13 protein-coding genes are annotated in these 17,630 nt (G+C 59.0%); 6 read left to right on the top strand and 7 right to left on the bottom strand.

Going from position 1 to position 17,630, the window contains the following annotated elements; all coding sequences use genetic code 11:
- Window positions 1-72: 72 nt before the first annotated feature.
- The 6 genes from HIJ39_RS12320 to HIJ39_RS12295 all read right to left on the bottom strand — a co-directional run bounded on the left by HIJ39_RS12320 (window position 73) and on the right by HIJ39_RS12295 (window position 9,416).
- Complete coding sequence (locus HIJ39_RS12320; RefSeq protein WP_169100105.1) at window positions 73-3,171, bottom strand: glycoside hydrolase family 38 N-terminal domain-containing protein; 3,099 nt, start codon at window positions 3,169-3,171, stop codon at window positions 73-75.
- Window positions 3,164-4,441 carry a CehA/McbA family metallohydrolase gene (locus HIJ39_RS12315; RefSeq protein WP_169100103.1) on the bottom strand — a complete coding sequence of 426 codons (1,278 nt, stop codon included), beginning with the start codon at window positions 4,439-4,441 and terminating at the stop codon, window positions 3,164-3,166. The genes HIJ39_RS12320 and HIJ39_RS12315 overlap by 8 nt, the downstream gene beginning before the upstream one ends.
- Window positions 4,442-4,457: 16 nt before the next feature.
- Window positions 4,458-6,086 (bottom strand): glycerol-3-phosphate dehydrogenase/oxidase, encoded by a 1,629-nt coding sequence (locus HIJ39_RS12310; RefSeq protein ID WP_169100101.1) that lies wholly within the window; start codon window positions 6,084-6,086, stop codon window positions 4,458-4,460.
- On the bottom strand, window positions 6,032-7,450 hold the full coding sequence (locus HIJ39_RS12305) for an FAD-binding oxidoreductase (protein WP_207711646.1): 1,419 nt from the start codon (window positions 7,448-7,450) through the stop codon (window positions 6,032-6,034). The genes HIJ39_RS12310 and HIJ39_RS12305 overlap by 55 nt, the downstream gene beginning before the upstream one ends.
- 220 nt (window positions 7,451-7,670) lie before the next feature.
- Window positions 7,671-8,579, bottom strand: a complete 909-nt coding sequence (locus HIJ39_RS12300) for a hypothetical protein (protein ID WP_169100097.1) — start codon at window positions 8,577-8,579, stop codon at window positions 7,671-7,673.
- Window positions 8,580-8,615: 36 nt separating this feature from the next.
- A complete protein-coding gene (locus tag HIJ39_RS12295) occupies window positions 8,616-9,416 on the bottom strand; it encodes a cytochrome c oxidase assembly protein (protein WP_169100095.1) in 801 nt (266 codons plus the stop codon).
- Between the two features lie 203 nt (window positions 9,417-9,619).
- On the opposite strand from HIJ39_RS12295, the gene HIJ39_RS12290 reads away from it, so the two are divergent.
- The 6 genes from HIJ39_RS12290 to HIJ39_RS12265 all read left to right on the top strand — a co-directional run bounded on the left by HIJ39_RS12290 (window position 9,620) and on the right by HIJ39_RS12265 (window position 16,173).
- Window positions 9,620-10,201, top strand: coding sequence for a hypothetical protein (locus HIJ39_RS12290; RefSeq protein ID WP_169100093.1), 582 nt, complete (start codon window positions 9,620-9,622; stop codon window positions 10,199-10,201).
- Between the two features lie 61 nt (window positions 10,202-10,262).
- Complete coding sequence (locus HIJ39_RS12285; RefSeq protein WP_207711645.1) at window positions 10,263-11,432, top strand: trans-sulfuration enzyme family protein; 1,170 nt, start codon at window positions 10,263-10,265, stop codon at window positions 11,430-11,432.
- Window positions 11,429-11,827 (top strand): J domain-containing protein, encoded by a 399-nt coding sequence (locus tag HIJ39_RS12280; RefSeq protein WP_338055159.1) that lies wholly within the window; start codon window positions 11,429-11,431, stop codon window positions 11,825-11,827. Before HIJ39_RS12285 ends, HIJ39_RS12280 begins: the two co-directional genes overlap by 4 nt.
- A gap of 10 nt (window positions 11,828-11,837) precedes the next feature.
- On the top strand, window positions 11,838-13,262 hold the full coding sequence (locus HIJ39_RS12275; protein ID WP_169100091.1) for an aldehyde dehydrogenase family protein: 1,425 nt from the start codon (window positions 11,838-11,840) through the stop codon (window positions 13,260-13,262).
- A gap of 17 nt (window positions 13,263-13,279) precedes the next feature.
- Window positions 13,280-14,077 (top strand): 3'-5' exonuclease, encoded by a 798-nt coding sequence (locus HIJ39_RS12270; protein ID WP_169100089.1) that lies wholly within the window; start codon window positions 13,280-13,282, stop codon window positions 14,075-14,077.
- Window positions 14,074-16,173, top strand: coding sequence for a RecQ family ATP-dependent DNA helicase (locus HIJ39_RS12265; RefSeq protein WP_169100087.1), 2,100 nt, complete (start codon window positions 14,074-14,076; stop codon window positions 16,171-16,173). The genes HIJ39_RS12270 and HIJ39_RS12265 overlap by 4 nt, the downstream gene beginning before the upstream one ends.
- Here the strand turns inward: HIJ39_RS12265 and HIJ39_RS12260 are convergent.
- A complete protein-coding gene (locus HIJ39_RS12260; RefSeq protein ID WP_169100085.1) occupies window positions 16,099-17,145 on the bottom strand; it encodes a tetraprenyl-beta-curcumene synthase family protein in 1,047 nt (348 codons plus the stop codon). The two genes, HIJ39_RS12265 and HIJ39_RS12260, sit on opposite strands and share 75 nt — an antisense overlap.
- Window positions 17,146-17,630 lie beyond the last annotated feature (485 nt).

The following is a 17,630-nucleotide window of genomic DNA, read 5'->3' as shown; positions in this document are numbered from 1 at the left end:
TCCGGTACCGTTTCGCTGGAAGTGGAAGCCCGAGGACGCAAAAAGCATGGACGCTATTTAGGAATGGCTATACTAGTTGGGCAGCGGGCGCATGCGGATGATGAACAATTGGTGAGCCCGAATGTTGAGGGTGCTGTCATACCCCTCATGAACCTCCAAGGGGAGGAGGGGTTCTTCCGACACCAGGTCGGCCTGAAAGGCCGCCGATACGGGATAAGGCCAAGTCACCTTGACATGGCACGCGTCACCCCACATCTCTCCCAGGTGATAGATGACGTCGCCGGACCCGTCTTCGGCGGGCTTGGCATTCAACAAGGCTACGTTGGGCGGAAGGCCCAATAACGGCGCCGCCACCGCATAGTCTTTCAGTGCCACCGATCTCTCCGAAATCATGGGCGGTTCGGAAAAGTCTTGGGCCCGTTCCATAATGTGGGCGTCGGTCCAGTGCGCGCGGTGAGGCACCAGCGCCAGCCGCACCGGAACTGGATCGCCATCGGCCCCTGGATCGGGGTAGAGCGGGGCGGTGGACAAGGTGATGCTCATGGTCCCGTTGTCCACGTGATGGCCAAAGCGGCCATCGTTCATCAGCGCAAGTCCCTGGTGAGGTTCAGCCAAGTCGATGAACCGATGTGCCGCCCACTCGAAACGGGCCTCGTCAGCCGGCCCGGAAGGGCGAGCTGGCAAGGTGTCGGCGCCGAACAAGGTTTCACGGGACACGTGGTCGGAGGACAACGTTGTGGGAATCCGATACTGCGTCACCAGACGACGTTCTGCGATGTGCAGCGAAATGGCCAGATCAATCTGCTGAAGCTCTCCGTTGAGGGTGATGCGCTCCTTGATGGTTGTCTCGCCGCGATGATGGTGAAGTTGGACGATCGTGGTGTGGGGACCTTGCCATTCAATGACCGGTATGTCGTGTTGCAGGCTCACGGGACCCCGCCGGTTCGAGGGTTCGAGCTCCCACGCATCGAATTCTCGAGGGTGTTGGAAAAATAGTTCGACACCGGCCACGCCGTCCAACAGTTCGCGGCCCTCATGTTTTAACGAATGAAGACCATCAGGACCAATAACCACCTCTAATGTCCGGGACATCCAACGCACGCGATCCGAGGGACGGGACTCGGACGGCAGCACCTCGTCAGCCATATCCTGCAGGGGAAAGGCCGCCATCGATGCCGGGGGCAAGGCCGGCACATCGACCGCGTATTGATGGGGGCCCACCGGCCGGCTCTGATGCCAAGCGCCACCCCAGAAAACTTGGAATGCCCCGCGCCGCTCAACCATCAGCGGAATTTCGGGCCGGGATACACGGCCGCGATGTCCGATGACGAGTGCCGTGCCGGTGCCCGTCCCAGGAAAAAGACGGTTGAGGGCGTCTTCTTCAACGGCGTGCACCTGATGGCGAACGATCTCCATGTCCAGTCGGAAGTCCTCATAGACCGCGCCAATGGAGGACCCCGGCAGAATGTCATGGAAGTGGTTTCGGAGATAGGTTGTCCACGCTTCCTTGAGGTCCGGACGCCCTCCTGCAGCTATCGCCCAGGCTTCGGCGGACGCGAGCTCGCGTTCTACTTGGCGGGTTTCCGACTTGACCCGCGTTTGCGTGGTGAAGACCCCGCGATGAAACTCTAGGTATAAGTCGCCGTGCCAGCGTGGCAAATGCTTTTCAGCGTCGGGCGGCAAGATGAGGGACTCCGGCGACGCATCCACAAGGTCTGGCAGCAAGGGTAGTTGGCGATAGCGGGTCAGTCGTTGCAGCATGGACTCGTCTGGTCCACCGCCCCCGTCTCCGTGGCCAAACGCGTACAGGACGGCCCCTTCGCCGCCGCCTTGAGCGAAACTGTCCCACGCGGCCTTCAGATCTCGGATGGAGGCCGTTCCGTTGTATCCGTCCGGCGAGTTGCCGAAAATCATGGCGGCAATGGCTGACCCATCCGGACCAACCCAGCGGAAATGCTTATAAGGAAACCGCGTGCTATCATTCCAGTTTATTTTGGTGGTCAAAAAGAGATCGATCCCGGCTGCGTTCAAAAACGTGGGCAGCGCCCCGGAGAATCCGAAAGTATCGGGTAGGAAGGCGGTGCGGGGCCGTCGTCCCAGGGTCTTCTCGAAGTACTCGAGGCCGTAGGCGAGATGCCGTAATAATGACGTGCCACCGAGCAACTGGCTGTCCGCCTCAACCCAAAAGGCTCCCAGAGGCTCGACACGGTGCGAGTCCGCCAGTGCCAGCCAGCGGCGGGCGAGATCCGGTTCGGTTTGGATGATGCGCCACATTTCTGGAGAGGACATGCCAAAGCGCCAGGCGGGAAACGCCTCGAGAAGAGCCGCTTGACCGGCCGCGGTACGGATGGTTTTTCGCGCTGTTTCCGCCATGGGCCAGAGCCACGCTAGATCGATGTGGGCGTGCCCCATCATGACCAGTTTCCCTGCCCCTTTCGGGGCGGCATGATGCAAGGATTGGTAGACATCGCGAAGGCGTTGATGCAAGGTCGCCACTAGCGCCCGGCGCTCCCGGGGAGGCACCGGCTGAAGGCCGGACACGGGCCCGTGGTGGAGCGCCCGGGCCAACCCTTCTTCCTCAGCGCTGCGTCCAGTTCGAAAAACGTGGGCGCGAAGCGCGTCTTCGTCCGGAGCCCGGGCGATGAGCGGCGCTAACGCTTGATCCAACCATCTTGCGAGTTGCCGCTTCAAATCCGGCGGCGTATCGGGATCGTCACCCCATTCTAGCAGCACGGCCAAGTCCCAATAGCATGATTCGGTCATCGGGTCGAGCCGAATCCAATGGCAGCGATCCAATCCCGGATTAGCGGACGCGACTCCCATGAGCCCTGTGGTCACTTGTTCTAATGTTAAAAGGACCCGGTCACCTGCAGCATGGTGAAGGGGGAAACGGGTATGAAAGGGATTCAAGCCACAGGCGGGCTGATTATCGACGCGAAGCAGCGTCTCGCCCCGAACCTCGGCCTCGAAAACCGCGTCCTCCCAGGGAACCACTGCATCGGCGAATAGCGTGCGGAAGGAGATTTCTGGTTCCGTCCATGCGTGAAAATCGGGATCGTGCACCCGCGGCTCTTGCCCCGCATATTGCACCATCCAGTCGGTGATCGGCTCGCGCTGCACAACGGACCAGGTCCAAAGGAGCGTCAACCAGAATTGGTAGGACTTAAACATGAGGGCCTCCTTGGTGTGGATCTACGTAGATGGGATTGGCAATGAGACGCGGGAGCCATACCTCCCATTCCGGGTGAAAGCGATGAACTTCCAAGCGAATCCAGGGCGCGGATTCCGGCCGTTCCGTTACTTCTAGACGGGGGCTCTTGGCGACAAATTCCGATGTCACGCCCTCGCTGGTAAGCCAACGTATTCGGTCACCTACATCGAGCCCGCCTAAGATCGCCGTTACCATCGCATGGGGCTCTACCGTTGTACCGGGCAGGGTCGAGCCGTTTTCCAGCTTTGGACCTTGGGGCGAGTCAGTGATGTAGACCCGCCCTTGGCGGACTCCAGATAAAATTCCTTCCGGACCCGGAGATTCCCGCCACACCCAGGTACAGGGATGGGCGAGCGATACCAGCGGGCTTGGTCCGTGCACGTCACTCCCCCCCACGGCAGTGATGCGCCGGCCTCGGGCTAATTCCGACGCCCACCAATCGAGTGCTTGCTGATTGGTGGGTCGCCAGGGACCGTTCCACACTTCCACAGCGGGGAAGGCGGCCATGTTCCATCCCCAGGCGATTCCCGGTTGGAAGGTATCAAAGGGATGGTTGATAGACAGCAAGGCCCCTTGGGTAAGCAGGTGATCGCGCTTTTCCGCCAGGTCTTCGTCGCTAGCCACCATCCAGTCGGGCAGCGGATCGTGGAGGCCCCAGACGTTGGCGTGCCCGCGATAGGTGGTCCATTCCATCCCGGGAATGATGGTGAGCGGTGACTTGTGTGAGAGGGCATGCACATTTTGCGATCCGGTGTTGTGGTCGGTGAGTGCCAAAAATTCCAGGCCTTGCGCTTCGGCATGCCCCATCAACTCTTCGGTAGTCCATGCCCCATCGCTGTGCACCGTGTGGGCATGAAAATCGCCGGCTACCCAGCCGGGCTCAATAATGTTTTGGGTAATAGAAAGGCGGACAGTCGATCGACCCTCAGGGATGCGATATAACCCGATGAGCACCTCCCAGGCCCCGGGATCAAGAGGCCCCGGAAGATAGCCGGGTGTGGCGTTTTGCCATGTGACGCTAAAAGTCGTTTTGGATCCGCCGCTCCAACCGCGGATCCGATGAGGATCCCGCAGGCCCAGATCGATTACCGACGGTGGGGCGGGTGTCTCCAACAACGCCACCTGAAGCGAATCAACATTGTCCAGGACGACAAACGGTACAGATTGAATCAAACCCTGGTCTTTCTTGTCGATGTGGAGAGTGTGTATCTGTCGCTCACGTCGGCTCATGATGCGGCTCCTTCGGCTAATGAGTCTGATTCCATTTCACAACGTCGTCAAAGTATCCCGTGTGCCAGAAGTCCCGTATCTGGCGCTCTGTTTCGTCGGCGGACCATTGGAGCCAAATCCGCATGCGTTCGGCTGTGCGCCGGGCCATTTCCCGAACGGCTTCGGGGCGAAGCCCGCCCAACCAGGCGAGCCCGGTACGGCGAATGAGCACGTCGGCCACCGAGCGGGCGTCTTCAAAGAGAATCTCCCAATCAATGTCCGCTTGCACGAGGGGCACGTTGGCGAGGACGGGTTCCAAGGCGTCGTGGCCCCGGTCCCGGGCCCAAGCCAGCCATTCCAGGCTCCGCGTTCCGTAGCGGGCGACCGCCCAGGAGACCCCGGCTTGATCCAATACGGTCTGGAGTGCGGTGATTTGCTCCCCCCGGGGTGCGTCCGCGATGGACTCCGGCCGGGCTGCTTTGGAAGCGCCGCCTAGTCGTTCTAAGACAGTTTGAGCCACATTTTCGGCTGTGGCACGAAACCCGGTGAACTTTCCGCCAAGCACTGTCACTAATGAGGGTCGGGCGACCACTAAATCACGGCGCGAGAGCCGATCCGTGCGAGCCTCGCGATCCTGGGCGATTAGAGGCCGAACGCCCGACCAGGCAGCAATGACGTCGGCCAGCTTCAAGTTTAAACGGGGGAACAGTCGGTTGGCGACACCGAGTAGATACTGAGCGTCCTCGGCTACCAGATCGGGGTTTTCGATGGAACTGGTATCCGGATTGTCAGTGGTGCCCAGATAGGTCACCGGCCCGCGTGGTACGGCAAATATGTTGGCGTTTTCCGGCGTAGGGAGAATGGTGGCGAAGTCGAGGGGGAACTTTTTTCGGGGAAAGACCAGATGAATGCCCCGGCTTCGCACTAAATGGGACTCCCGATCGAGCTGATCCGCCCAAGGTCCCGCGGCATTGACAACCACCTGCGCTTCAACAGTGCCCATTCGACCCCGTAGGCGATCCTCGACGGCCACAGATGAGGGACCGTTTGCCTTGAGCGTGCTCTGGTCAAAAAGTGCTCGCACGTAGTTCAAGGCCAAGACCCCCTGTTGGGCTGCTGTGGCGATGACAGCCCAATTGATGCGCGCGTCCAGGCCTCCGAATTCAAAGTAGGCGATGCCGCCTTGAAGGTTGTCTTCACGAATGCCAGGGGCCCGTTGTTTTACGGACCTGGGATCAAGCCGGCGGTGAGCCATCGTAGCATCAATGCGTCCCAGCCTGTCATAGATACCCGACCCCAGGGCCAACGCCCAGAGTGGGAAGGGCCCACCACGATATGCGGGGATTGTCATAGGCAATGGGCTGATAAGGTGGGGCATTAAACGGGCCAAGCGGGTACGCTCTCTTGAGACTTGCCGTACGAGGCCCAACTCTCCGTGGGGCAAATAGCGAAATCCGCCGTGAATCATCTTGGATGAGCGCGATGAGGTCCCGCTGGCGTAGTCGTTCTGTTCCACCAGTGCTACGCTCACGCCCCACCGAGATAGCTGCCAGGCGATGCCAGCCCCGCTAATTCCGCCGCCAACGACCAATACATCCCAATGCGAGTGGGTCAATCGGTCGAAGGCCCGTTCCCGCTGTTCGAGAGGGGATTGGTGAGGGTCCATAGCGCACCTCGATTCAAAATATGATGGGGGTCAAAGATGTCTTTTAGTGCCTGAAGATACGGTAGTTCCGCCTGACGCTCACGCGCCAGCCATTCGCGACGCAACCGCCCAACGCCGTGATGGTGGGCAATGGAGCCGCCGCCGTCTAAGGTGCGATCCAACACTGCGGCAACAATCCGACGATAGAGGTCGGGGGCGATCTCGGGCGTTTCCGGAGTCGCCAAGAACGTGAAGTAGAGGTTGGCGCCGTCTGTATAAGCATGTGAGGCATGAGCGGTAATTCCTAGTACCCCGGGGATGGCCGAGACCTCTTGCAGAATGGTGCGATGAAGATTGGCCAACCGATCCCAAGAGGCCGAGATCTCCAACGTGTCGGCCAGCAGTCCTTGGGCCAACAGGGGGCGCCAAGCCGACACATCATTGCGGGTGGCCAGCCAGTGGTCGATAAACTGTGGGTCGCCCGGTTCCGCCTCATAGCGGGCCAAACGGGTAGCTTCCGCGACAGCAACCTGAACTTCCGCGTGCGATCCGTGAAACAATGCCAACAGAACGGTACGGCCCTTGGCGGTAGGAAAGGTTCGAGCCGACTCACCGGCATCGTACAATCGGACCATGCTTGGCTTCACGCCAGCCATTAACCACCGTCGAACCACCTCAAGACCGTCACCAAATTCGGCTGCAGTGAATACCAGTCCCTGCTGGTGGTCCGGGAGAGGGTGTATTTTCAAATATGCGCCCATGATGATGCCCAGGGTTCCTTCGGAACCCACAAAAAGCGGAAGCAGCTCAGGCCCAAGCGTGCGGCGTGGGCTCAAGTGCCCCACAGTAATCCGGTCTCCCGTGCCGGTGATGACATCGAGTGTACGGACCATGGCCTCGATTCCGCCGTATCGGGTGGAATACTGGCCAATGCTTTTGGTGGCAATGAGACCGCCGATGGTCGCGAGTTCAATGGATTGCGGCCAATGGCCGAGAGTCCACCCGGATTGCATGAGATGCTGTTCCAAATCCCACGCGTGAACTCCCGCTTCCACCTCCACATGACCATTTACCGTATCTAATTGACCGATACGGTTGAGGTGGGCCAAATCGAGCACGACGACCTCAGGGTTGGGAAAAATTCCTTCTACGACGCCCGAGCCGCCTCCCCGCGGAACCACCGGGACCCGGAGCTCAGCCGACCGCGTCACAATTCGCTGGATGTCATCTACAGTCCTGGGACGGAGAATGGGGCCGGTGTCGGGAAGTGGCAGCTGGTGCATAGCCCGAAACTGGGTCAAGGTAGAGGAATCCCGTCCAAGGACAGGATCGCACACGGCCAGAGTTGCGAATTCGTTCCGAATCGTCTCGATACCAGTTGCCAATGGCATTCCTTCTTTCTGATATTGGAAGTTCCGTACAATTGCGGGCAAATCCTGCTGACGTCCGAAATTTTATTGATGATGAAAACTATTTCCTAAAGACATTGTTGATGGGTAGGGGGCCGGGTCGACGGGAGCATTAAACGCTGGGAGTATGATTTCCATCAAAAAGAATACGGCGCTGCCCTCTGAAGAGGCAGCGCCGCCTGACAGCAAGCATGCCTTAGGTGATGGCGGAAAGGACCGCGCCCTTCGTCTTTTGGGCACGATGGTTCGCCATGTGTCGGGCCGCCCAGAGCAGCAATGCCAGGGGAAATTCGTTGCCCAAATCGGTGGCCGTGCCCGTAAAGAGGGTGGCAAAGGCCTGGGGGATAGCCCATAGACCGAAAAGAAAGAGCAAGGTGAGCCACCAGGTGGAGGAGCGGGTGGGTCGGGTAAACCAAGCCCAAGCTAATAGGGCCATGATGATAATCAATACGACATTAACGCCAATGGGGGAACGATAGGCGAGTTCGATAAACGCGTTGTTGAGGCGATCGATTGCTGCGGGCTCCTGCCCGTTCATCGTCACATTGCCAAAGATGCCGCCCATCGCACTGCGAGACCAGTTGTAGGGAAGCAGTTGCACTACGGTTGCGAGCGCCCAAAATACTCCGGCGAGACGGTGTAGCGAGGGTGTAACCCAATTGGGGTACAACATCAGTATTGCCGCTGCCGCATAAAAGGGCGTGGAACCGGGAGAATCCCCAGGAAAGGTGGGGTTGCCGGATAAAATTCCGCCGAGACCTTCGGCCATTACCCATACAATGGCGCTCCAGGCCACTACCGCCCATAGCGTGATCCGAAACCAGCGTCCTCGTGCGGCAATGATGCCAATGCCCAACGCCACTTCCCAAAGGGCCATTGCGATGGTTGTCAGAGGTAGTCCCGCATGCCAGAGGTTTATTCCGGAAAACATCAGGTGGGTGAGCCATGCGGGTTGGTTGTCGAGTGCGGTGGCACCGACCACATTGACGACCAATCCTGAATTGAACATACCGGGTTGAAGCTTTAAAAAGCCATCAATTATCCAAAGGACTCCAAAGCCCCACCGCAACACCTGCTGCCAACGGGACGGATTGCTGTTTTGCATGGCCAACACCTCCTTGTCGTTCAAATGACGACACGATTAGTCATACCATTGAGACATGTCAAAGCGGGCAAATGCGGGGAAGGCCGCAATGACGTTGGAGACAAAGCCGATGACAATCATAATCACTGCCCCCAACCGTTGATCGCTGACCGGTGACAGCCCCCAAAGTCGAACTGGCTGCTCCGCATAAGGGATGTAGAGGGGATGGTTCCACATCAGGATTAGAATCGAGGCAGGCATCATGACGTCAAAGGCAAAAAACAAATACACCAGACGAAAGCCCGGGGTAATGCGCGGAAAATCCGGGTGTGTACTCAACACGGGCCACCACAGAAAAGAGGCGGCAAAGAAAAAGAGCACATGTTCAAACACATGAAAGGTCTCGTTGGTGAGGGTGAGGTCATAGATAACCGGCCAATGGAAGTTGTCAAAGATCATGAGAAACACAATCAGAGCGGTGAAGGGATTAACCATTGCACGGAAGGCTCTTTCAAAAGGAGTCCATTGAAAAGCCCACGTCCAAAGAAAGTTGGGCAACCCTTTGAGCAATAAGGGCACCATGATTGAGACCTCAACCATGTGCTGAATCATGTGTGCGGAAAAGAGGTAGTTGTCTGAGATATAGTCGAGGGGACTCGCAAACGCAAAAAAGTAAGCAATCATGCCGAGCGCCATATAGATTTGTTGCGCGGAACTAGGGGGTGCCGCATTTTGTGCCCCTAAGAGTCGGCGATAGGGACCGGTAAAGAGCTCATATAAAATCCAAAGGAAGAAACCGATCGCAAACGCCGTAAACGACCAATGCTGCCACGCATGGACGGCGGCCAGTTGTGACATGCCTTCACGCCCTATTCTAAGAATTCGACGAAGCTCGCGTTTATTCTACCGAAGATCCGTGCCCTGCGATAGGGGAGTCGTCGTGCACACCATCACCCGGGCAAGAGCGTCACTTGGGGAGGGTTGCCATTTAGGCCCGGCGGCTCTCACCGATCGCATAAATGCCGCGGGCCAGCCGTAAGAATGGTACAGGGGGTGGGGATATGCGGCTCGGAACAATGCCAATGCGAAACCTCCGGCGACTTACGCCGAAACAGTTGCTGGCCGGCGGAGCAGTCTTCGGTCTTGCCATCATTGCCGTTCTTATTTTGGGGCGCAATTGGAATCCACATGCCATCGGCAACATGCCCGGCCCGGTGCAGCAGGTGTTGGATACGCCCACGCTGTCGGGGAATGACATCTTCATCAACATGCTGCAGGTCACTGGACACCAAGGAGATATCAGTCGTGGCATTCTGCCGGGCGATTATAGTTGGGGTCCCACCTCGGAGCCCAGCGACAATGTCTGGTATGTAGATTTTGAGGTGCCCGTCAATCTCTCAGGAATTGCGAAACAGTTGGGCTATCCGCCGCCGGTGTCCCGCTCCTCGATTTCCTCAGGCAATCCGGAAAGCGGAAACACCGTCGCTTTTGACGACTATGTGCGCATCAAGCCGTTGCCGAATGAGGCGTCGGACCGTCTCTATTTCGATCCGGACACCCGGATGGCCAAGTTTTCGTTCAAACTGGACGCCAACGGCATGGTGATGGATGAGTCTTGGGATGCGGTGACGATAGACAGCTAACCTTCTTGCTTTTCAATCGAGCCCCCGCCTGGTTAAATGAAGGTAACCAGGAGGGATCGCTTTGCCGCAAGAACCAGGCTTCAACACCCGCGCCATCCACGTGGGGCAGGATCCGGATCCGATCACCGGGGCCACGGTGCCGCCACTGTACCTGACTTCCACCTTTACCCAGCCGGAACTGGGGCGCCATCTGGGGTACGAATACGGCCGCAATGACAACCCAACTCGGCAGTCGCTGGAAGAAGCCCTAGCCTCGTTAGAGCAAGGGCAGGGAGCGGTGGCTTACGCATCGGGAATGGCGGCAAGCGACGCCGTCCTCCGCTTGCTGTCGCCCGGAGGTCGGGTCTTGGCGGCCGAAGACTTGTATGGTGGCGTCTATCGGTTGCTCGAACGCGTCTACCGGGGCCAGGGAATTCTCACCGAATACGTGGATCCGGCCGATTTGGACGCCTTGGCATCGGCCATTCAGCGCTACCAGCCGCAAATGCTATGGCTAGAGAGTCCGTCCAATCCACTGCTTAAAGTCTTCGATATCGCCCAGGCAGCAAAACTGGCCCATCATCATGGCACGCTCTTGGTCGTAGACAACACCTTCGCGTCGCCCTACAACCAAAATCCCTTGGCGCTAGGAGCAGACTTGGTAGTCCACTCTACTACCAAGTATATTGGGGGGCACTCGGACGTCATCGGCGGCGCCGTGGTTGCCCGCGATGAGACTCTTTTGGAGCGGTTGCGGTTTTTGCGGAATACTGCCGGAGCGACGCTCGGGCCTTTTGAGGCTTGGCTCACGTTAAGAGGGTTGAAAACCCTGGGCGTGCGGATGGAGCGCCACGCCGCCAATGCGGCTCGCATTCAGGCATTTTTGCAACGCCATCCTCGGGTCGAACGGGTCTATTATCCCGCGGATGCCGGTGCCCTAGCATCCCAGCAGATGAGAACCATGGGGGGCATGGTGAGCTTTGTCCTAAAACCAACCGGAAGCCAGGACCCCATGGTGGCAGTCAAACGCGTGATGGATTCTTTCCGCGTGTTTTCCCTCGCCGAAAGTCTCGGCGGCGTTGAGTCTTTGGCTGGTCATCCCTCCACAATGACCCACGCCGCCGTTCCTAACGATGAACGCCGCCGACGGGGCATCGTCGATACCCTCATTCGTCTTTCAGTGGGGATCGAGGACGTGGAAGATTTAGTGGCGGATTTGGACCTCGCCTTAAATGAGGCCAATCCGTCGTGACACGCGATGCATGGACCATTTTAGGGGTGCCGCCCGGTTCGCCTATGGAGATGGTGCGCGCCCAGTATCTTCGTTTGGTGCGTCAGAACCACCCGGATCAATACCAGGGAAATCCGGGCGCGCAGGCACGCCATGAGGAAATCATGAAAGAGGTGACGTGGGCCTACCGCGAGATTATCGAGGGTCGTGCGCGGGCCAAGACGGTACCCCCACCTCGGCCGCCGGGGCCCAGACCGTCCCGGCCGGCTCCCAATATGAAGGATTTGCAGTGTCACGCACATGGCCGATGGGCGGTCGGTTTTTGCACGGTATGCGGCACCCCCCTGTGCAGTCGTTGTGATGAGGCGCTGACAGGGTACTGTTCGGCCCACCGGCCGGGAGCATTTTGGAGCTAGGAGGGAGATTATGAAGACATCCTGGGGTTCATGGGTTGAAGGACATGAGGTCGCGGCCAGCAGCGTTTATACCGTTGTTCACAAGTATACGGGAGATCCGTTGGCCGAAGTGGCGGAGGCGGATGCGGATCTCATTGACCGGGCCGTGCTGTCTGCCGAGCGTGCATTAAAAAAGCCCGTAAGTGTACACCGACGGGCTGAAATTCTAGAAAAGGCGGCCGTACTGTTGGGAGAAGAGGCCGAGGATATGGCTTTAACCATGGCGCGCGAAGCCGGAAAACCGCTTAAGGATGCGCGGGCCGAGGTCGCACGTGGTCAGCAAACCTTGCGCTATTCTTCAGTGGCGGCCCGTACCCTCCACGGGGAAGAGGTTCCGGTACGAGGAAACCCGGGATCGGAAGGTCGGGTGGCGCTCACGCTGCGAAAGCCGTATGGTGTCGTTCTTGCGATTACCCCCTTTAACTTTCCTTTGAACTTGGTGCTGCATAAAGTCGGACCCGCCCTGGCGGGAGGCAATGCCGTGGTGTTGAAGCCGGCGCCGGCAACCCCGTTGACTGCGCTGAAATTGGCTCGCATTTTTCAGCGAGCGGGTCTGCCGGATGGTTGGCTGAACGTGGTCACGGGGGCCCGTGCCGAGATTGGGGCACAACTGGTTGCCCATCCGGGTGTCAAGCTCATCAGCTTCACGGGTTCCGCGGCGGTCGGCCAAACGATTCGCAAGAACGCGGGGCTGCGGCCTGTACTGCTTGAGCTGGGGAATAATTCGGCCAATATCGTGCACCGCGATGCCGATTTGGAAATGGCAGCACGGGTATTGGCGGCGCGGGCCTATGGCTATGCAGGCCAAGTGTGTATTTCCGTCCAGCGCATGTATGTCGAACGGTCAGTCTATCAACCGTTCAAGACGCTCTTGACCGAGGCGGTGCGAAACCTCAAGGTGGGTAATCCTGAAGACCCTGAGACCGACGTGGGCCCCATGATTTCTGAGGCAGCGGCAGAACGGGCCATGGCCTGGACTGAGGAGGCTCTGGGGCAGGGAGCCCGCGCCGTTCTGTCCGGAACCCGGAGCGGGCCTCTGGTCGCACCGGTTCTCCTCGAAAACGTGGCCCCGTCTATGCAGGTGATGGCCGAGGAGGTATTTGCCCCCTTGGCGGGCTTGGTGCCGTACGACGAGTTTTCCGAAGCGATTGCGTGGGCCAACCAAAGCCGTTATGGCCTGCAGGCCGGCGTCTTCACCCAAAGTCTCGACGTGGCTTTCCAAGCGGCGCAACAGTTGGAGGTCGGTGGAGTGATGATCAACGACTCCTCCGCTTACCGGGCGGACAATATGCCCTACGGGGGAGTCAAAGATTCGGGCATCGGACGCGAGGGGCCGGAGCACGCGATATTGGAGATGACGTATCCCACCGTCATGGTGGTCAATTTACGCGGCTAGGGGGACTTATTGCATCGATGCGTTATTGGATGGTGTTTGACATTGAAACCGTACCGGATGCCGCCGCCGGTCGGCGCTGGCTGGGATTGGCAGGGGAACCGGATGATGGGGAGGTGCGGCGGGCCATGCTGGCAGCCCGCCGTGAGACGACTGGGCAGTCTGATTTCCTGAAACCGCCTTTTCACCAAGTGGTGGCCATCGCGGCAGCCCTCGTTGATGGCGACGGAGTTGTTAAAAAACTTGGCGCGCTAGGTCGGGCGGAGGATGATGAGGCGTCGCTGTTGCGCGACTTTTTCCATGTGGTGGAAGAGCTGAAGCCGCGGTTGGTGGGTTGGAATTCCTCCGGATTCGATATTCCGACGCTGTTGTATCGGGCCATGCACCACCAGATCGTCACGCCCGCGTTTTATCAGATTGGCGAGCCGTATCACGGATATCGCAAGCGTTTCGATGAGGAATCGCATCTTGACTTGATGGACGTGTTAAGTGGCTATGGGGCATCCCCGCGCGTGACCTTGGATGAAATGGCCATCGTTCTTGGCGTGCCGGGCAAGCTGTCGGTCGATGGCAGCCAAGTGATGGATTTGTTCCAAGAGGGGGCTCTGGAACGGATTCGCCAATATTGTACCCATGACGTCTTGACCACCACCCTGGTCTTCATGCACTACGCCTATCACCGCGGCTGGCTTGACGCCGACATGCGCCAAAATCTTTGGCAGAGCGCCCGCCGCTGGGTATTTGAGTCCGAGGACAGCGGTTGGCTTCCCTATCGCGAGGCGTGGCAGGCCCTGGACGGGGAGCGGGGAATCGTGTGAGCCTCTACCACTTGTTTAGGGACGAGCAGAATCGTCTTAACCACCTGTTGACAGAGGTGTTCGGTCTTCAATCCCTGCGCCCCTTTCAGGGTGAGGTGATCGCGCGCCTTTTGCGTGGGCGGTCAGTTTTGGCAGTGGTATCCACGGGAGCGGGGAAATCGCTCTGCTATCAACTCCCGGCTCTGTACTGGGAAAGACCCGTGATGGTGATCTCGCCGCTGGTGGCGTTAATGCGCGATCAGGCGGAACGCATGCGACATCTGGGGATTGCTGCCGAAGCCTTGACGGGTCATCTTGATCGCGTGGCGCAGCAATCTATTCTCGATTTATGGCAAGAGGGGCGTTTGAATCTGTTGTTCGCCGCCCCAGAACGGCTCTCGGATGCGCGACTGGGACAAGCTCTCCGGCACCGTCCGCCAGCGCTGGTGGTGGTTGATGAGGCACATTGTATTTCCGCGTGGGGATATGACTTCCGTCCGGAATATCGACGCATTCGCGCCTTTCGGGAACTCTGCGGCAGCCCGCCGCTTTTGGCTCTGACGGCGACGGCCACCGAGCGTGTGAAAGCCGATATCCGCTTTCATTTAACCGTCAACGAGGAGCCGTTTGATTTGGTTGAGGGACCTGTCGATCGCCCTAATCTGTTCTTGGCCGTGGAAATGGCGGCAAATGCCAAGGAGCGGGAGCGCCGCGTGGCTGAACTGGTTGGGGAGAAAGATGGCGGGGCCATTGTTTATACGGGCAGCCGTGCCAACGCGGAGCGTTGGGCCAGGTTGCTTACCGCTATGTTGAACGAGCCGGTACGCGCCTATCACGCCGGGCTGGAATCTCACCGTCGCCATCGCATTGAACGGGATTTTGTCACCGGGTCAGTGCGGGTGGTGGCGTCCACCACGGCTTTTGGCATGGGCATCGACCGAGGCGATATTCGGCGGGTCATTCACGTGGACGTGCCAGAGTCTCTGGACGCCTACTATCAGGAAATTGGGCGGGCCGGGCGCGATGGACAGCCCGCTTCAGCGCACCTGGTGATATTGCCGATGGATATCCATAGACGGCAGCGCTGGATTCAGTCGGAGCAGCCTGACCCGGTCTGGGTTCGCGAGATTTTGGGCAGGATTCGCGTGCAGCCAGTCCAGCGGCCTGTCGTATGGCAGTTGGAGGATGACGATACTCGGACCCCGGTGCTTCTGTCGGTGCTGGAGGAAATGGGCACCTTAACCATATCGGGAGGCGCGGGAGGCCTCACGGTGCGGCGCGGGGCGGACGGTCCCTTGGATGCGGAAGCGGTGGTGCATCGCTTGGAGCAGTTTTGGAGGCGTCGTCTGGAACTCTTCCAGCATATGGTCGCGTACATTGAAAGCCCCGCTTGCCGCCGCGTGCCTCTTTTGGCGTATTACGGGCAACAGGCGGAACACCGTCATCCATGCTGCGATCAGTGCACCAGTGGTAACCGCGCCACCGTGGCGCCATCCGCCAATTCGGCGTTGGTCGAACGGTTGCGCACCTGGCGGGCGCGCGAGGCGGAAAAAGCGGGGGTAGAACCCTATATTGTCTTGAGTGATCGTGATCTGGTGGGGCTGGCGCAAAAGCGTCCCCGGACGGTGGACGCGTTGGCTGGGTGCCATGGGATGGGCCCTCGGCGCATGGCCAAGTACGGGTCGCAATTGCTGGAAATTTTGCAGGACGCAGGCGCTGTCCCGGGAGAAGGATGGGATCAGACCTCGGCGGCGGAGCGGGCTCAATGGCTGTTTCAGGCTGGCGTACCGTGGGATCGAATAAAGGAGGAGGTTGGCCGCAGCGAGTCCACGGTGCGGGGTTATTTTGTGGATTGGATCGCCCGAGCGCCTGAGGTTGAGTGGCGTCGTTATCTTCCTTATTGGTTCAGTCCCGAGGAATATTGCGCCATGGCGCAGGTCATGGAACGGCTTGGAACTGCCCGTCTCAGGCCACTCTTTGAGGCCCTCTCGGGTCGGTTCCGATTTGATCAATGGGACGTGGCCAGAGCCGTCTTCCATCGATTACGGGGCGCGTCCCATGATTGCCGCCAGGAAGACGCCGAAACTGACCGAACCGCCGCTGGCGAGAAGCTTTAAGGCGAGAGTGGAGGGCTTTTTGCGGACTTTGGGATCGGCGAGATAGAAGCCAAGCAGGCCACGGATGACGTAGCGGTGAAAGGAGGCGTCCGAAAGTGAGGCGGCCCGGATCACGCATTGGCGGTAGATAACACGGATTCGCCGCACGGCATCCTGTGGGCTCGGGTAATAGGTAACGAAGTTCAAATCGCCCCCCGCTCGATCCTCGTCTTGATCGATAAAGTAATCCAGCAAAATATGCAGGGCGCCCACCCAGGGAAAGTAGAGTGCGGTCACGGTCTTGACCGTTTCGGGGGCCGGGTTCGGTCGTGCGGCCACGTTTAAGAGGGCGAACAATCCGAGCGTGGATCCCGTAGCCGCAGCGAACTCCCACCAATCAATCGCCCAGCCCGAGGGGCACTCGTCGTTCCACCAGCGCTGCAACTGCGAGACCCGCTCGGCTTCGGGACCGTGCTTGAAGACTTGCAAATTGATGTAGAGCGAGACCAGCCGCTCCATCGTTGGTTGAACCGCTTCATAGCCGGGGAACCGCACGATGGCATGCCGGCAGCGGGTGATGAGATCGTGAATGTAACCACCATCGTCCTGATGTGGATGATGGGCGTAGTAGTCATGGAACGGACCATTCGGGGATATGGCGTCCAGCAGGGATTGATGCAAAAGCCTGAGATTGTCTGGATCCGTGGAAGGCCCGCGATCGGTCACGGTATCCAAATAGTCGCACAGCGTTTGATACGGTAGAAGAAAGTCCAGCAAGTGACCGGAGGGATCGCGTGAGGGTCCCCCGAACACACCGCCGCCCTCACAGTGGAACTGCTTAGTATCCAGCGAGCTTAAGGCTTGGGCGCGGAGATCGGGGTGCGGGATGGTCTCGGCTTTCTTGCGAAGCGGAGCCAGTCCTCGTATAACGTCTGGACGGACATGGTCAAAGTACTCCCGCCCCCACCGCCAAGATTCCATCCAGCCGGCCATCCTGCTCCCCCCTATGCATTCGATATTACTGGAGAAGGCGTCCGTTGGCACTGTCTTCTCTGATCTATGCTTGACCGGTTGCGAAAAGACGGGATCATGTGTCGGGACGCATTTGACTGCTGCACGGGTGAAACGCCGTGACATGCCCTTTCGTTCTGTTTCTTAAGGGGGGATGCTCCATGCGAATCAGGACGATGCCAATGGCGTTCGTTCTAATTCTTTCCCTGGTTTTGGCGGTCTGGCACGGTTCCCCGCAGTACCGCGTCGGTGGGGTGGGAGATCATGGCCCGCGGTGGCTCCGTCTGCAAAAGCGATGCCCTCCGCCATGCGGGTTGGCCGTTTTTGGGGCGTCTCCGTAAAGCGGCAATTTTGGGCCGCAAACGGGACGTCGTATGGGGACAGCTATCAGGTTCTCGAGGGCCATCGCCCTGGTCCCATGGATATCCTCGCCGTTTTGGAGACTACCCCATTTTAAGCGACCAGCG

Source organism: Sulfobacillus harzensis, assembly GCF_012933365.1.
GTDB lineage: Bacteria > Bacillota > Sulfobacillia > Sulfobacillales > Sulfobacillaceae > Sulfobacillus_B > Sulfobacillus_B harzensis.
Note: the sequence above shows the minus strand (reverse complement) of the source record. Positions and strands in the feature narration are given on the sequence as shown.